Source organism: Nonomuraea sp. NPDC049750 (assembly GCF_040659625.1).
Taxonomy (GTDB): Bacteria; Actinomycetota; Actinomycetes; order Streptosporangiales; family Streptosporangiaceae; genus Nonomuraea.
The window spans coordinates 86039-101279 of the sequence record NZ_JBFANB010000002.1 but is presented as its reverse complement, the minus strand read 5'-3'; the positions used below and the strand labels follow the sequence as shown (position 1 = coordinate 101279).

Below are 15241 nucleotides of genomic sequence, written 5' to 3'. Positions count from 1 at the left end.
CCAGGAGCTGCGATGATCCACAGCTTGTCGCTGTCCGACGTACTCGCCGAGCACGCGCGCAGCCGCCCCCAGGTGACGGCGGTGGTGGACGGGGAGGTGCGGCTCACCTACCCCGAGCTGGACGGGCGGGTCGGCCGCCTCGCCGACGCCCTCGCCGGGGCGGGCGTGACGGCCGGCGAACGCGTGCTCTGGCTCGGCCAGAACTCGCACGCGGTGCTGGAGCTGCTGCTGGCCTGCTCACGGCTGGGGGCGATCTTCTGCCCGGCCAACTGGCGGCAGTCGGCGGACGAGCTGCGCTTCGTGGTCGAGGACCTGACGCCGCGGGTGATCGTGCGGGAGCCGTCCGACGCCACCATGGCCCTGAGCGAGGGCACCGCCCAGCCCGACGCCACCGCAACCCCGACCGAGGGCACGGCGCTCTGGGTGGAGGCCGGGGCCGGCTACGAGCGGCTGGTCGAGAGCGGCACCGCCAGGGACTTCCCGCCCGTCGAGGACGCCGAGCCGGTGCTGGCGCTCTATACCGCCGCCTTCGACGGCCGTCCCAACGCGGCGCTCCTCAGCAGCGCGGCCCTGCTGGCCCACGGCGCGTCCCTGCTCGTGGTGCGCCAGATGGAGCCCGGCTTCACCTTCCTCAACAATGGGCCGCTCTTCCATGTCGGCACGATGATGTTCTGCCTGGCCACCCTCCAGATCGGCGGCACGAACGTCTTCACCCCCGCCTTCGACGCCGAGGAGGTGTGCCGCCTGATCGACGCCGAGCGGGTCACGCAGGCGTTCCTGTTCGGCCCGATGATCGACGCCGTGACGAAGGCGAACACCGGCGGCAAGTACGACCTGTCGTCCCTGAGGTTCGTCTCGCACTCCGCGGAGTGGGACGCGATGATCACTGTGGACGACTCTCCCTGGTGCCGGTCCAAGATGGGCGGGTACGGGCAGACGGAGGTCGGCGGCATGCTCACCTTCCTGGGCCTGGCGCCGGGCGCCGCCGGTTTCGCCGGTCGGCCGTCGCCGCTGGTCCAGGTCCGCATCCTGGCCCCCGACGGGGCCGAGCTGCCGGCGGGCGAGGTGGGCGAGATCTGCGCCCGCGGCAAGACCCTCTTTTCCGGATATTTCGCCCGCCCCGACTTAAATGCGGCAAAGTCGGCGTACGGCTGGCATCACACCGGCGACCTCGGACGTCGCGAGCCCGACGGCACGATCACCTTCATCGGCCCCCGGCTGCGCATGATCAAGTCCGGCGCCGAGAACGTCTACCCGGCCGAGGTCGAACGCGCGCTCAAAGCCCACCCGGCCGTCGCCGACGCCGCCGTGATCGGCGTGCCCGACGCGACCTGGCACCAGGCGGTCAAGGCGGTGGTGGCGCTCAAGGAGGGTGCGACGGCCACGGCCGGCGACCTCATCGAGCACGTCAAGAGCGCACTCGCCTCCTACAAGAAGCCGCGCGAGGTGGCGTTCGTCGACGCGATCCCCAAGCGCGGCTTCACCCCGGACTACGACGCTTTGGACGCCGCCCACGGCGGCGGCAACTATCCGGGCGCCTGACGCTTCACCGGCGTAGGAGGGCCCGCGCCTGGACGGTTCACCGGCGCGGGAGGGCTCGCACCTGACGGGTCACAGGCGCGGGAGGGCTCGCACCGGACGGTTCACAGGCGCAGGCCCTCCTCCAGATGGGCGAGGGCCTTGTCGATCTCGGCGGGCCCGTCCAGCTCAGGGTCCTTCACCCACTCGAACCAGACCGCGAACATCACGCCGGTGATCGCCCCCGTGATGTTGCGGATCTCCGGATCGGACATGTCCCGCCCCACCCGCCTGGCCAGGATCTCCTGCATGGACCTGAGCGTCCCGGAGACGTTCGTCAGACTCGCCGCCCACAGCTCGGGCACCGTGAACATGAGCTTCTCCCGCTCCACCCCTTCGGCGAGCTCCTCGGGCGTCTGGGCCGCCGTCACCTCCCGCAGGGCGACGCGGACCGCGCGTATCGGGTGTAGATCGGCCGGAGCGGCCTTCAGGGCCTCGGCGAAGGCCGGGAAGTGGTCGACGAATACCAGATCCTCCTTCGAGGCGAAATAGCGGAACACCGTGCTGGGCGCGACCTCCGCCGCCTCGGCGATCTGCTCGACCGTGGTCTCGGTGTAGCCCTGCTCGCGGAACAGCCGCAGCGCCTCCTTCTGGATCAGCGCCCGCGTCTTGGCCTTCTTCCGCTCGCGCAGTCCCTGGGCCGGTCGATCGCTCATGTCGCCAATTGTCGGGGTTGCGGCACGAAGCCGTCCACTCACAAGATCCCAAATTCCGCTATACAACTCTCAAATCGGAGTCTACTCTCAAAATATGCGACTTCCCATGAAGAGAACTCCCGGCTGCCCCTTCGACCCACCCCCCGAGCTGGCGAAGCTGCCGCCGATGGCGCGTCTGGACTACCCGGACGGGCACGCGGGCTGGCTCGCGACGGGCTACGAGGCCGCGCGGGCCGTGCTGAGCGACCCTCGATTCAGCAACCGTCAGGAGCTCAAGCACAGTGCGGTACGCATGACCTCGCAGTTCGGCCAGGACCAGCCCGCTCCACCCGGCAGGTTCGTGACGACCGACCCGCCCGTGCACACCCGCTACCGCCGCCTGCTCACCGGCCAGTTCACGGTCCGCAGGATGCGGCTGCTCGAACCGCGGATCGAGCAGATCACCGCCGACCACCTCGACGCCATGGTCGCGGCGGGGCCGCCCGTGGACCTGGTGCGGGCGTACGCGCTGCCGATCCCGTCCCTGGTCATCTGCGAGCTGCTCGGCGTGCCGTACGAGGACCACGACTTCTTCCAGGAGCAGACCGCGCGGCTGGTCGCGATCGACGAGGAGGGCGTGCCGGAGCTGGCGGCGCTGGTCGGCTATCTGGGCGAGCTGGTACGACGCAAGCGCGTCGAGCCGGGTGACGACCTGATCAGCGGCCTGACCGGCGACCTCGACGACGAGGAGCTGACGAATTTCGCGCTCATCCTGCTCGTCGCCGGCCACGAGACCACCGCGAACATGCTTGGCCTGGGCGTGTTCGCGCTACTGGAGCACCCGGAGCAGCGGGCCCTGTTCAGCGGCGCGAGCACGAACGCGCTCACAGGCGGGAGCGCAAGCGAAGGCGGAGGCGGAGGCTCGGTCGAAGGCGGAGGTGAGGGCGCGGGCGCGGGCGCGGTTGAGAGTGCGGTCGAGGAGCTGATGCGCTGGCTGTCGATCCTGCACGCGGGCGCGCCGAACCGGGTCGCGCTGGAGGACGTGGAGGTGGCTGGCGAGTTGGTCAGGAAGGGCGAGACGGTCGCGCTGTCGCTGCCGGCGATCAACCGGGACCCGAGCGTGTTCGCCGATCCGGGCGAGCTGCGGCTCGACCGGGCCGAGGCGCGGCGGCACCTGGGCTTCGGGCACGGCGTGCACCAGTGTCTGGGGCAGCAGCTGGCCAGAATCGAGATGCGGATCGGCTACCGCAGGCTCTTCGAACGCTTCCCCGGCCTGCGGCTGGCCGTGCCCGCCTCCGATGTGCCGCTGAAGGAGCGCTCAGGGGTCTATGGCGTCGAGTCCCTGCCTGTCACGTGGTGATGATCGGGCCCGGAGGATCGGGTTGACCGGGCTCAGAGGATCGCCAGTGGGTTGAGCGGGCTTCCGGTCCCGCCCTCGATCCTGAGCGGGGCCGCGACGAACACGAACTCCGTACGGCCCGCCGCACTCAGCTCCTCCAGCCAGAGCAGCTCGATCAGGTGGATGCCGTGGCGGTGGAGCAGGATGAGGTGGAGGTCGTCGTCGAGCGGCTCGTCGGCGAGCTGGTGGGCGTTCAGGCCGCCGATCGCGGCGTTGTCGGCGGCCACCACCGAGACGTCCCGCTCGGCCAGCCAGCGCCCCGCCTCGGCCGACAGCCCCGGCTGTCCCGACCAGTACTCCTCACGCGAGCGCTCCCACACGGCGGGCCAGCCGGTACGGATCACCGCGACGTCACCCGCGCGCGGCACGGCGATCTCCGCCAGCAGCTCCGCCGGGATACGGAAGTCGGCGGGCAGGTGGTCGAGCCCGAGGTGGCGGGGTACGTCGAACAGGACTCCCCGCGCGACAACCCCGCCCACTTGCTCGATGCCGCACCGGGTGGCGCCGTAGGAGCGCACCCGCGCGGCGGGGTGGCCGTTGTAGAGCTCCTCGCCCGACCACATGTGGCAGAGCGCGTCCATGTGCGTGGTCGTGCCGTGGTGGGTGACGATCAGCGCGTCATCGGCCATCCGCAGCCCCGCGCCCACCGGCCGGGCGCCGGCCGCGTAGTCACCACCGTCGACCGACATGAAGTGCTGCGGCAGCGGGCGGCCCTTCAGATGGGGCACGGTGCCGGGCGCGGGCGAGGAGGTGGCACCCCTGATCGGCATGGACAGGCTGAGAACCTGGCCGGTCCGCGCGGTGGCCAATCCGGCCAGTACCAAGTTGCCAGTGAGCAGATTGAGCGTGCCCCGTTGATCCTCTGGGCCGAAACGTCCCCAATTGTTAGGCTCGGCAGCCAAGTACGTGCTCCCTTCCTGTCGGAGGTCTTGATGCACTGCGATCCCCGGTTCTCCCGCGTGCGCGAGGTGTTCGAACGCCATTTCGCCGACGGCCTCGAACTGGGGGCCGCGTTCGCCGTCTACCTCGACGGCGAACTGGTCGTGGACCTGTGGGACGGCGTGGCCGACCGCCGCACGGAACGGCCGTGGGAGGCCGACACCCCCGTCTTCGCCTACTCCTGCACCAAGGCGATCGCCGCGACCGTGCTGCTCCAGCTGGCCGAGCGGGGACTGGTGGACGTGACCGCGCCGGTGGCGGAGGTCTGGCCGGAGTTCGGGGTGCGGGCCAAGCAGCGCGTCACCGTCGAGCACCTGCTCAGCCACCAGGCGGGACTGCCCGCGCTGGACGAGCGGGTGCCGGTGGCGGAGTTCGAGGACCAGCCCGCCATCGCGGCGCGCCTGGCCGGGCAGCGGCCGATCTGGCGGCCCGGGTCGGCGCACGGGTATCACGCTCTGACGTACGGGTTCCTGGTGGGCGAGGTCGTACGCCGGGTGACGGGCAAGTCGGTGGGTGAGCTGGTGGCGGCGGAGATCGCCGGGCCGCTCGGCCTCGACCTGTGGGTCGGCGCGCCCGACGACGTGATCGCCAGAGCCGCCCGGCTGACGGCGGAGCCCTCGCCCGGCAGCGAGAGCGACCGGCGCCTGCCTGCGCCCGAGACCGGGGGCGGCCAGGCCCGCCGCGCCCCCGGCGCCCTGCCTCGCACGCCCATCGGGCCGCCGAAGGATCCGATCGCCGCGATCGCCATGGCCGCCAAGGACCCGGACAGCCTGATGAACCGCACCATGGGCAACCCGCGCATCCAGGACCTTCAGGGCGGGGCCAACAACCCGGTGATGCTGCGTGCCGGGTGGCCCGCCGTGGGCCTCGTCACGACGGCCAGGTCCCTGGCGGCGTTCTACCGCTCGCTGCTCGCCGGCGACCTGCTGCGGCCGGAGACACTGACGGACGCCATCCGCCCCCGGGCGTCGGGGCCCGACCAGGTCCTGCTGCTGGAGAGCGCGTTCGGGCTCGGCTTCATGCGGCCCGGCATGTCGTTCTTCGTGCCGTCGGTGACCGCGTTCGGGCACACCGGTGTGGGCGGGTCCATCGGCCTGGCCGACCCCAAGTACGGCGTGGCCGCCGGATATGTCATGAACAAGATGGCCGACGTCTTCTCCGGTAACCAGCGGGCGATCCGCCTCATGGAAGCCGTCTACCGATCCCTGTGATCGTGTCGGTCGCATCGGGATCGTCATCGTGTCGTCATCCGCGTCGCCCACTCGCGTCATCACCGCGTCGTGCTGTTCATGTCGTTCGTCGGCGTCGTCACTGCATCGTCACGCCGCCGCTGACCGACAGCGTCTGGCCGGTGATGTAGGCGGCGCGTTCCGTACACAGGTAGGCGACCAGGCCCGCCACGTCGGCGGGCGTGCCGAGGCGGCGCAGCGGGACGGCCCTGACGATCTTGTCGACCAGCCCGGGCTCGGCCGCCGAGACGCGCCGGAGCATCGGGGTGTCGGTGGGTCCCGGGCAGACCACGTTGGCGGTGACATGCGCCCTGGCCGCTTCGCGGGCGAGCGTCTTGGCCAGGCCGAACAGCCCGGCCTTGGTGGCCGCGTAGGCGCCCTCGCCGCCGGAGCCCGCCCTGGCGCCGTCCGACGAGATGAACACCAGCCGCCCCCACCCCCGCTCGATCATGCCCGGCAGCAGCAGCTTGGTCAGCAGCATCGGGCCGCGCAGGTTGACCTGCCACATGAGATCCCAGTTCGCCGGGTCACTGGCGGTGAACGGCTCGACGATCGACACCCCGGCGTTGTGCACAAGGATGTCGACCGGCCCGGCCGCGTCACAGAACCGCTCGATGGAGGAGGGCGAGGCGAGGTCGACGGCCAGGGCAGTAGCCTCCGGCAGCCCCGCAGTCGCTTCCTCGGCTCCGGGCAGCCCCGCAGTCATCTCCTCGGCTCCGGGCAGCCCCGCAGTCACCTCCTCGGCTCCCGGCCGCCCCGCGATCACCTCCTCGGCCCCCCGCAGCCGTGCGGCCACTTTCTCAGCCCCCGGCAGGTCCACGTCGGCGACCACCACCCGGGCGCCCAGTGCGGCGAGGTCCGCGGCGATCGCCGCGCCGATCGCGCCCGCTCCCCCGGTCACGACGGCCGCGCGTCCGTCGAGCCGCATCCCCTCCATCACCGCTCGCCGCCCGCCTTCCACTCTTCGACCAGCTCGGCGGCGGTGGTGCGGGCGGCCAGGAGGGGGATCGTGTGTTTCAGTACGGCCAGCGCGTAGCCGTCCGGTACGCCCGCGACGGCGTCGGTCACCACGGTGACCCGGTAGCCGAGGTTCACCGCCTCCAGGGCCAGGCCAGGGATGCCCAGGTTGAGCGAGAGCCCGACGGCCACCACGTGCGCGACGTCCAGCGAGCGCAGCGTCATGTCGAGCGAGGTCCCGGTGAACGGGGAGAACCCGTGGTGGCGCCGGCTCTCCAGGTCCGTGTCGGCCAGCAGTTCGGGCAGCACCTCCACGGCGGGCGTGCCCTCCAGCATGTGGCCGGGGTCCTTGAGCAGGGCGGCGATGAACGGGCTGTTGTGGGTGTGGGAGCCGGCTCGGTCGGCGCGGAAGGCCGCGGTGCAGTGGATCACCGGGAGGCCGGCCGTCCTGGCCGCCTGGAGTACGGAGACGGCGTTGCGTACGACGCCACGCTGCTGGCACGCGACCACCAGGTCCGGAAATTTCGTTAGATCGCCGACGACGCCCCGCTGCATCTCCATGACCAGCACGGCCGTACGATCCATGCGAAGCCTCCACTTAGCCGAGCGCTTGCTTGGCTTCGAACATATCACCCGGACCTCGGGGCCATAATCCCCTGACATCTGGCGAAATATCTGGAGTCGTGACAACCGGAACCCCAGATGAGACCGTCGAACGAGAGACGGCTGCGCTATGGGGGTTCGCCTTGGTCCCTGGTTACCGAGAAGTACGCCAGCTCGGCGCGGGGCACACGGGCCGCGTGTTCCTCGCCACCTACCAGGCCACCGGAGCCTACGTCGCGATCAAATACCTGAACGCGACCCTGCGCCGGGACACCGAGTTCATGGACCGCTTCCGGGTGGACGCCCCCTCACTCGTCGAGCTCGACGACCCGAACGTGGTCCAGCTCTACGAGTTCGTGGAGACCCCGACCAGGGCCGCGGTGGTGATGGAGCTGGTCGACGGGGTGTCGCTGCGGACGATCCTGGCCGAGCACGGCAGGACCAGCCCGGAGGCGGCGCTGGCGGTGCTGAAGAGCACGCTCCTGGCCCTGGCCGCTTCCCACGACAAGGGCGTGGCCCACCGGGACGTCAAACCGGAGAACTTACTGGTCCAGGCCGACGGCACGAGCAAGCTGAGCGATTTCGGCGTGGTGGTGCACGCCGAGGAGCCGGGGGTGCCGGCGGGCAGCCCGCCGTACATGTCGCCCGAGCTGTGGACGCAAGGGGACGCTGGGCCGCCCGCCGACCTCTACGCGGCGGCGTGCCTGCTGTTCGAGACCGTCAAGGGGCGCCCGCCGTACAAGGCTGAGGACGTCGCGTCGCTGCGGGACAAGCACCTGGTCGAGCCGGTGCCGCTGGAGGTCGCCCCCGACTCGCTGCGCGACCTGCTCCGGCGTGGGCTGGCCAAGGACCCGGCGGTCAGGTACGCCTCGGCCCGGCAGTTCGCGGCGGAGCTGGAGGAGGACGCGGTCGCCGGCTACGGCCCCGACTGGGAGAAGCGCGGGCGCCGCCACCTCGGCGAGCTGGCCACGCTGCTCGCGCTCCGCTTCCCCCTGGCCAAGACCGACACGCCGACCGCCACCCTGGGGGCGGTCCGCGGGCGGCGGATCACCGTGCCCAAGCTGCCGCCGCACCTGTGGATCGCGGGCGCGACGGCCGTCGCCGTGCTGATCGCGGTGGTGCTCTCGGACGGGCGCCTGGCCACCGGCCCGGCGGGCACCGTGCTCATGCCGCAGCCGAAGACGTCCGAGCAGCTGGATCCCACCCCGGTCGATGACAAGACCCCGGCCCGCCGGGCCTCGGAGACCAGCCGTCCCACGGCCAGGACGTCGACGGCCGTTCCCGTACCGTCTGCCACCGCTCCCACGCCGCCCCCTCCCACCGTGTCCCGCCAGCCCTCCCGGGCGCTGCCCAGTCCGGCCGTGCGGTCGGCCGACATCGTCCAGTGGACCGGCTCGGCGGGCGCGGTGCGCGTGGCCGCCGACGGTCGGGGGCCGGTGCGGCTGCGCATCACGTACACGCGGCGCGACGGCGACGGCCAAGCCCGCACGGTGCATCAGGAGACCCGCACGCTGACCGGCCGGACCGCCTACACCGACCCCGTGGCCCGCGACCTGGGCTCCGTCGGGTGCGGCAAGCAGGCGCACTTCGGCCTCCTGTTATCGACCGAGCCGGCGGCGGCCAACGGCCCGCAGGTCAGTGAGGTGACCGTGGACGGGCCGCCCTGCCCGGCGCCCAGTCCCTCGCCCTCGCCCTCGCCCTCGCCCTCGACCACCCAGGAGCACGCCACTCCGACGCCGTCCCAGCCACCCTTCGCGCTGCCCTCCGACCCACGGCGTACCTCCGACGCCCCGCGCACCTCCGACGCCCCGGCCTTCGCCTCGCCGGACTCCTCCGACGCGCCGCCCCTCACCTCGCCTCGCTCCTCCGACGCACCGGCCTTCGCCGGGCCGAGCGCTGATTCGGTGACCCCCGACTCGGCTTCGCTGACCTCGGAGGAGCCCGTGGCCTCGCTCGCCGAGGAACCCGCCGACTAGGGTTGTCGAGCAACCAAGCGTGCGCTAGCTTGGCTAGCGATGACCTGTGACACCTCCGCCTACTGGGCCGCCTGCAGGCGCGGCGAGCTGGTCGTTCAGCGCTGTACGGCCTGCGATCGGCGGGTCCACCTCCCCGAGGCCGACTGTCCCCGGTGCGGTGGCGACCTCGTCTTCGAGCCGGTCTCCGGCGCGGGCGTGGTGCACACGTACACCGTGGTGCACCGCTCGTTCGCGCCCGGCTACCGGGGCCGCGAGCCGTACGTGCTGGCCTGGGTCGACCTGGCTGAAGGCGCGCGCGTGTTCGGCCAGGTCGTGGAGTGCGCACCGGAGGAGGTCCGCATCGGGATGCCGGTGCGGGTGACGTTCGTGGACGACCTACCGCATTGGAGGCCGGCGTGATCGTTGGCAACGTGCTCATACCCGTGGCCGACCTGGACGAGGCGATCGCCTTCTACGGGCTGCCGGTGAAGTTCCGCGACGGAGACAGGTTCGCCGCGCTGAACGGCGGTGGCGTCACCGTGGCGCTGGCCGGCCCCGCCGAGCATGTCACCGCCTCGGCCGCGCCGTCGTTCAAGGTGGACAGCGTTCGGCAGGCCGTACCCGATCTGGTGGCGCGCGGCGCCGAAGTGGTGCGCGAGCCCGAGGACGGGCCGCATGAGACGCGGGCCGTGCTGCGCGATCCCTCAGGAAACGTCTTCGTCCTCTACTCACCCCTCTGACAGCATTCACGTCTCTACCGGCATTCGCCCCTCTGACGACGGAGGCACCCCCCGATGGCGCGATCACCGTACGGCAACTATGGCCACGCGATCCTGACCGCCGCGGCGATGAGCACCCCCGACCGGGTGGCGCTCACCTACTGCGGCGAGCGGAGCTTCACCTATGACGAGCTGAACAGGACCGTCAACCGGCGCGCGCACGCGCTGCTCGCGGCGGGCGTCACCCCGGGCCGGCGGGTGGCCGCGCTGCTGAACGAGACGCTGCACGTGGCAGAGGTGTACCTGGCGCAGGCCAAGATCGGCGCGGTAACGGCGGCGCTGAATCCGTACTGGCCGGTTGACACGCTGCGCGCGGTGGTGGAGCAGTCGGGGTGCACGGCGTTCGTGTACGACTCGACCGTGGAGGGGGTGGTCGCGGAGATCAGGCCGTCGCTGCCCGCCATCACCACCTGGATCAACGCGTCCGACCTTACGGACGGTTCGGAGGAGGAGCCGCCGCTCGGCGGCTTCCACGACGATCCACTCGCGCTCTACTACACCTCGGGGACGACCGGGCTGCCCAAGCCCGTCGTCCACACGCACGCCTCGTCGCTGGCGACCGCGCAGATCTGGCTCGACGTGCCGCGCGGGCCCGACGCGGTGTTCGGCACGGGTGCGATCATCTGGGGCATCGGCTTCCCGGCCATCGTCGGGCCCGCCCTGTACGCCGGGATGCGGCTGGTGCTGGAGCAGGACTGGGGCCCGGCGAACTTCCTGCGCGTCGTGCCGCGCGAGCGGGTCACGCACGTGTCGCAGATCCCGTCGTTCTACGCGGCGCTGCTGGGCTCGTCGGAGCACGAGGCGGTGGACCTGTCGTCCATCCGGGTGATCATGCTGGGCGGCGAGCCGCTGACGGCCACCATGCTCGGCCGGATCAAGGACCGTCTCCCTGACGCGGGCGTCTACTCCTACTACGGCCAGACCGAGGCCCCCTACACCTGCATGGGCCGGGTGGACGACGGCTCCACGCCGCTCGGCTCGTCCGGCCGGGCGCGCACCGGCAACGCCGTCCGGGTGACCGACCCGTCGGGCCGGCGCGTGGTGGACGAGGTCGGCGAGATCAACCTGTCCGGGCCGCACCGGATGTCCGGCTACGACGGCCTGCCGGACAAGACGGCGGAGGTGCTGCGCGGCGAATGGTATGTCGGCGGCGACCTCGGCTCCGTCTCCCCCGACGGCGTGCTGCGCGTGCTCGGGCGGCGCGAGGACGCGATTCTCAAAGGCGGCGTCTGGACCCAGCCGGTCGCGGTCGAGGAGGCCGCGGCCGCGCTCGACGGCGTGGCGGAGGCCGGGGCGGTCGGGGTGCCCGCGCACGTCGACGGGCAGGACGCGGCCGAGCAGCGGATCCTGCTGGCCGTGGTGGCGCGTTCCGGGCACTCGCTCGACGCGGCCAAGCTCGCGCGGGCCCTGGACGACATCCTGGCGCCGCACCAGCGACCTGACCACATCCTGGTGGCCGACGCGCTGCCGCACTTCGAGGACGCCTCCGGCGGGCCCGGCAAGCTCTTACGCAGGGAGATCAGAGAACGGCACGGCCACCTGCTGGAGACCTGAGCCGTGGTCGCCGAACACGAGGCCAAGGAACTGCTGCGCGAGGCCGGGGTACCGGTGCCGCGGGGCGTGGTGGTGCGCGACATGGACTTCGCCCCGGTCGCGGAGTTGCGCGAGCCGCTGGTGCTGAAGGCGTACGGGCCCGAGATCGTGCACAAGTCCGAGGCCGGGGCCGTGGTGCTCGGGCTGAGCCGGGCCGACGTCCCGATCGAGGCCGCCAGGATGCTGGCCTCGGGCGTGGCGGCCGAGGGGTTTCTGGTCGAAGAGCAGGCCCCCGGCGGCGTGGAGCTGATCGTCGGGCTGGTCCACGATCCGGGCTTCGGGCCCGTGCTGCTCGCCGGGCTGGGCGGAGTATGGACCGAGACGCTGCGGGACACGGCACTGGGCCTCTGCCCGATCTCGGAGGGGGACGCGCGGCGGATGCTGGGCTCGCTGCGCGGGTCTCCGGTGCTGTACGGGCTGCGCGGGCGTCCAGGGGTGGACGTGGACGCGGTGGTGAAGCTGCTCATGACGGTCGGCGGGTCTGGCGGGTTGTGGGAGCGGCTGGAACTGGGCGAGTTCGAGATCAATCCGGTGATCGCTACCGAGTCGGGCGTTGTGGCGGTGGACGCGCGGTATCTCCCGGCGGCCCACGTCTCGAACGGCGGTCAGGACGGAGTGCTCGGTGAGCCCACGGACTTCGGGCCGCTCTTCGAGCCCAGGGCGGTGGCCGTGGCCGGGGCCTCCACCACGCGGCCGAACTTCGGGAACATGTTCCTCGAGTTCTACAAGGCCGCCGGCATCCCCCTGGTCGCGGTGCATCCCGAGGCGCGGGAGGTGAGCGGCGTGCCCGCCGTGCCGTCCCTGGCCGTGGCGGACGTGGACTACGCGCTGGTGGCGGTGCCCGCGGAGCGATGTGCCCAGGTCGTACGTGAGGCGTCCGGCGTGCCGTACGTGCAGGTCATGAGCGGCGGCTTCGGCGAGGCGGGACGGCCGGAACTGGAGCGGGAGCTCGTCGCGGCGGCGCGGGCGGCGGGGACGCGACTGCTCGGCCCCAATTGCATGGGCGTGTACTGCCCGCGCGGGCGGCAGACGTTCGTCGGCGGGGGGATGGGCACGGCGGGGACGGTCGCGCTGATCTCACAGAGCGGCGGGCTGGCCGGCGAGGTGATCAAGGTCGGCGAGCGTCGTGGGCTGGCCTTCAGCCGGGTGGCCACCGTGGGGAACGCGGCCGACGTCACCCCGGCCGAGCTGCTCCGCTGGCTGTCGGCCGACTCCGAGACGCGGGCCGTCGGGCTCTACCTGGAGGACCCGCGTAACGGGCGGGCGCTGTACGAGGCGCTGGCGGCCGCTCCGGTGCCCGTGGTGCTGCTGGTCGGCGGGCGCAGCGCGCAGGGGCAGCGGGCCGCGGCCTCGCACACCGGCGGGCTGGTGAGTGATGGGCGGATCTGGCAGGCGCTCGCCGACCAGACCGGGGCGACGCTGGTGACCTCCCAGGACGACCTGATCGGCGTCCTCGCCTTCTTCCAGGCACACGGCGCCCGGTTGGCGGGTCCGGACGGCGGGGCCGTGGTCTCGGGTGGCCAGACGGGCTCCGGAGGCACGCAGGGGATTCCCCAAGGCGAGGCGGCGGTCGGCGAGACGGGTTTCGAGTCGCGTGGCGGAACGCTGGTGATCGGGCCGAGTGGTGGGGCGAGTGTGCTGGCCGCCGACGCCTTCGACCGGGCCGGGGTGTCACTCGGGCCGCTGCCGGACTCGGCGCTCGGGGAGTTGCGCGGGCTGGGGCTGGGGGCCGGGTCATCCCTGGCCAACCCGCTGGAGGTGCCCGTCGGCCCGCGGAGCGGGCCGGACCTGGTCCAGCGGGCCGTCGAGGCGATCGTGCGGCACCGGTCGTACCCGGATGTGGTGGCGCATGTGAACGTACAGAGCTTCTTCACCTATGGGACGCGGGCCGAGCCGCTGTTCGAGTACGCGCGGGCGCTGGCGGCCGCACAGGACGCCCTCCCGGAGACCAGAGTCACCCTGGTCACCAGGAACGGCGAGTGCGCGCCCCCCGGTGTCGAGGACGAAGTCAGGGCGATCGTGGCGGCGGCCGGGATCCCCGTCTACCGAACTATGGAGGCGGCCGCGGTGGCCGTCGCGGCGGGAGGTCGCAATGGGACTGCTTGACGGCAAGGTGGCACTGATCACCGGCGGGGCGCGCGGCATGGGCGAGGCGCATGTGCGGTTGTTCCTGGCGGAGGGGGCGCGCGTGGTGTTCGGTGACGTACTGGATGAAGAGGGCAAGGCGCTGGCCGAGGAGACGGGCGCGACCTTCGTCCATCACGACGTCACCTCCCCAGAGGACTGGGACCGCGCGATCGCGACCGTGACGGATCTGCACGAGAGGTTAGACATCCTGGTCAACAACGCCGGGATCCTGAAATTTCGGCGTATCGCCGATATGGCGGTCGAGGAGTTCGACCGCGTGATCAACGTGAACCTCAGGGGCACCTGGCTCGGCGTCAAGTCCGCCATCGCGCCGATGCGGGCGGCCGGGCGCGGCTCGATCGTGAACATCTCCTCGATCGAGGGCTTCGTCGGCGCCGAGGGGCTGTCGGCGTACGCGGCCTCGAAGTTCGCCATCCGGGGCGTCACCAAGTCGGCCGCCCGCGAGCTGGCCCGCTACAAGATCCGCGTCAACTCGGTACATCCCGGGGCGATCAACACCTCGATGGCCATGGATCCCGAGATCATGAGCGAGGTGGACGCGGACGCGTTCCTCCGCAGCATGGTCATCAAGCGCTTCGCCAAGCCGGTGGAAGTGTCGCACGTGGTGGCGTTCCTGGCCTCGGACCGGTCCAGCTACTGCACGGGCAGCGAGTTCACGGTGGACGGCGGACTGCTGACCGGCGCGGGCTATTGACCGCCGCTTTCGGGGGCCGTCGGTATCGGGGGGCCGTTCAGCCAGGCGGTCGGGGTGATGAAGATGCCTGTCGCTTCGGCCAGCAGCGTGCCGTCCGGCAGCGTCACGCGGGCGTCCGCCCACGCCTTGCGCCCCTCCGTACGCGTGTGCTCCGCCGTCACGATCACCGGCCGGTCGTACGGTACGGGCGCCCGGTAGCGGATGGTCAGCGTGCCCGTCATGCCCGCCAGCCCGGCGACGGCCACCGCCTGCCCCAGCAGGTGGTCGAGGGCCATCGCGGTGATCCCGCCGTGCACGGCGCCGGGCGGCCCCTCGTGCAGCGGCCGGAACGACACCTCCGCCCGCACCCCGCCACTCGCCAGCCGCTCCACGACCAGCGGCACGGCGAACGGGTTCGCGGCGCCGATGGCGGCGTTGCCCAGGTGGCGTACGGTGCCGTCGGGCGCGATGTCGTAGGACCGCGGTGACACGCGGACGGTCGCTTCGAGCCGCTCGGTCAGGGCGGTGAGCTCGGCGGCCACAGCCACCAGCTCGTCCTCCTCGACGCCAGTGCCTATCACCGCGTCCATCAGTTCTCTGGTCTGCTGCGCCAGGGCGCACAGGGCGGCGGTGCGGGACTCGCCGGCGGCGACGTCGATCGTCATGGCCGCATCTTAGAACAGGTTCTACCAAAACACGTTCTAGACACCCAAAGGTAGATCTTTTACTATCAACCAGTCTTCTTTGGGACAT

Annotated in this window: 14 protein-coding genes; 9 read left to right on the top strand and 5 right to left on the bottom strand. The window is 71.7% G+C overall.

The features are described 5' to 3' along the window. The first annotated feature begins 12 nt into the window (after positions 1 to 12). Positions 13 to 1542 (top strand): AMP-binding protein, encoded by a 1530-nt coding sequence (locus AB0J16_RS05655; protein ID WP_358535025.1) that lies wholly within the window; start codon positions 13 to 15, stop codon positions 1540 to 1542. Between the two features lie 101 nt (positions 1543 to 1643). On the opposite strand, the gene AB0J16_RS05650 is transcribed toward AB0J16_RS05655, so the two are convergent. Then, positions 1644 to 2234 (bottom strand): TetR family transcriptional regulator, encoded by a 591-nt coding sequence (locus AB0J16_RS05650; protein ID WP_358535023.1) that lies wholly within the window; start codon positions 2232 to 2234, stop codon positions 1644 to 1646. A 106-nt stretch (positions 2235 to 2340) separates the two neighbouring features. Between AB0J16_RS05650 and AB0J16_RS05645 the strand changes: the two genes are divergently transcribed. Continuing rightward, on the top strand, positions 2341 to 3573 hold the full coding sequence (locus AB0J16_RS05645) for a cytochrome P450 (protein ID WP_358535021.1): 1233 nt from the start codon (positions 2341 to 2343) through the stop codon (positions 3571 to 3573). Positions 3574 to 3605: 32 nt separating this feature from the next. Here the strand turns inward: AB0J16_RS05645 and AB0J16_RS05640 are convergent, their stop codons facing one another. Next, a complete protein-coding gene (locus AB0J16_RS05640) occupies positions 3606 to 4514 on the bottom strand; it encodes a cyclase family protein (protein ID WP_358535019.1) in 909 nt (302 codons plus the stop codon). A 30-nt stretch (positions 4515 to 4544) separates the two neighbouring features. On the opposite strand from AB0J16_RS05640, the gene AB0J16_RS05635 reads away from it, so the two are divergent. Beyond that, positions 4545 to 5762: a serine hydrolase domain-containing protein gene (locus tag AB0J16_RS05635; RefSeq protein ID WP_358535017.1), complete on the top strand. Its 1218-nt coding sequence runs from the start codon at positions 4545 to 4547 to the stop codon at positions 5760 to 5762. Between the two features lie 97 nt (positions 5763 to 5859). On the opposite strand, the gene AB0J16_RS05630 is transcribed toward AB0J16_RS05635, so the two are convergent. Together AB0J16_RS05630 and AB0J16_RS05625 are read right to left on the bottom strand one after the other, a co-directional pair. Beyond that, positions 5860 to 6717, bottom strand: a complete 858-nt coding sequence (locus AB0J16_RS05630; RefSeq protein ID WP_358536121.1) for an SDR family NAD(P)-dependent oxidoreductase — start codon at positions 6715 to 6717, stop codon at positions 5860 to 5862. Further along, positions 6717 to 7322, bottom strand: coding sequence for an isochorismatase family cysteine hydrolase (locus AB0J16_RS05625; RefSeq protein ID WP_358535015.1), 606 nt, complete (start codon positions 7320 to 7322; stop codon positions 6717 to 6719). The genes AB0J16_RS05630 and AB0J16_RS05625 overlap by 1 nt, the downstream gene beginning before the upstream one ends. Before the next feature lie 161 nt (positions 7323 to 7483). Between AB0J16_RS05625 and AB0J16_RS05620 the strand changes: the two genes are divergently transcribed. From AB0J16_RS05620 to AB0J16_RS05595, 6 genes are read left to right on the top strand one after another with little or no spacing between them, the layout of a single operon-like run. Further along, the gene (locus AB0J16_RS05620; protein WP_358535013.1) at positions 7484 to 9316 is read left to right on the top strand and encodes a protein kinase; all 1833 of its coding nucleotides are present in this window, start codon (positions 7484 to 7486) and stop codon (positions 9314 to 9316) included. Between the two features lie 39 nt (positions 9317 to 9355). Next, positions 9356 to 9715 carry a Zn-ribbon domain-containing OB-fold protein gene (locus tag AB0J16_RS05615; protein WP_358535011.1) on the top strand — a complete coding sequence of 120 codons (360 nt, stop codon included), beginning with the start codon at positions 9356 to 9358 and terminating at the stop codon, positions 9713 to 9715. Then, on the top strand, positions 9712 to 10035 hold the full coding sequence (locus AB0J16_RS05610; protein WP_225299260.1) for a VOC family protein: 324 nt from the start codon (positions 9712 to 9714) through the stop codon (positions 10033 to 10035). The genes AB0J16_RS05615 and AB0J16_RS05610 overlap by 4 nt, the downstream gene beginning before the upstream one ends. A 54-nt stretch (positions 10036 to 10089) precedes the next feature. Beyond that, a complete protein-coding gene (locus AB0J16_RS05605) occupies positions 10090 to 11628 on the top strand; it encodes a class I adenylate-forming enzyme family protein (protein ID WP_358535009.1) in 1539 nt (512 codons plus the stop codon). A gap of 3 nt (positions 11629 to 11631) precedes the next feature. Beyond that, a complete protein-coding gene (locus tag AB0J16_RS05600; RefSeq protein WP_358535007.1) occupies positions 11632 to 13773 on the top strand; it encodes an acetate--CoA ligase family protein in 2142 nt (713 codons plus the stop codon). Then, positions 13760 to 14509: a glucose 1-dehydrogenase gene (locus AB0J16_RS05595; protein WP_358535005.1), complete on the top strand. Its 750-nt coding sequence runs from the start codon at positions 13760 to 13762 to the stop codon at positions 14507 to 14509. Before AB0J16_RS05600 ends, AB0J16_RS05595 begins: the two co-directional genes overlap by 14 nt. Here the strand turns inward: AB0J16_RS05595 and AB0J16_RS05590 are convergent. Then, positions 14503 to 15153, bottom strand: a complete 651-nt coding sequence (locus tag AB0J16_RS05590; protein ID WP_358535003.1) for a PaaI family thioesterase — start codon at positions 15151 to 15153, stop codon at positions 14503 to 14505. The two genes, AB0J16_RS05595 and AB0J16_RS05590, sit on opposite strands and share 7 nt — an antisense overlap. Positions 15154 to 15241: the final 88 nt, after the last annotated feature.

Coding starts and splice junctions, on each gene's coding strand:
- AB0J16_RS05655 (WP_358535025.1), top strand. CDS start 13: ATGATCCACAGCTTGTCGCTGTCCGACGTACTCGCCGAGCACGCGCGC.
- AB0J16_RS05650 (WP_358535023.1), bottom strand. CDS start 2,234: ATGAGCGATCGACCGGCCCAGGGACTGCGCGAGCGGAAGAAGGCCAAG.
- AB0J16_RS05645 (WP_358535021.1), top strand. CDS start 2,341: ATGAAGAGAACTCCCGGCTGCCCCTTCGACCCACCCCCCGAGCTGGCG.
- AB0J16_RS05635 (WP_358535017.1), top strand. CDS start 4,545: ATGCACTGCGATCCCCGGTTCTCCCGCGTGCGCGAGGTGTTCGAACGC.
- AB0J16_RS05630 (WP_358536121.1), bottom strand. CDS start 6,717: ATGGAGGGGATGCGGCTCGACGGACGCGCGGCCGTCGTGACCGGGGGA.
- AB0J16_RS05625 (WP_358535015.1), bottom strand. CDS start 7,322: ATGGATCGTACGGCCGTGCTGGTCATGGAGATGCAGCGGGGCGTCGTC.
- AB0J16_RS05615 (WP_358535011.1), top strand. CDS start 9,356: ATGACCTGTGACACCTCCGCCTACTGGGCCGCCTGCAGGCGCGGCGAG.
- AB0J16_RS05605 (WP_358535009.1), top strand. CDS start 10,090: ATGGCGCGATCACCGTACGGCAACTATGGCCACGCGATCCTGACCGCC.
- AB0J16_RS05595 (WP_358535005.1), top strand. CDS start 13,760: ATGGGACTGCTTGACGGCAAGGTGGCACTGATCACCGGCGGGGCGCGC.
- AB0J16_RS05590 (WP_358535003.1), bottom strand. CDS start 15,153: ATGACGATCGACGTCGCCGCCGGCGAGTCCCGCACCGCCGCCCTGTGC.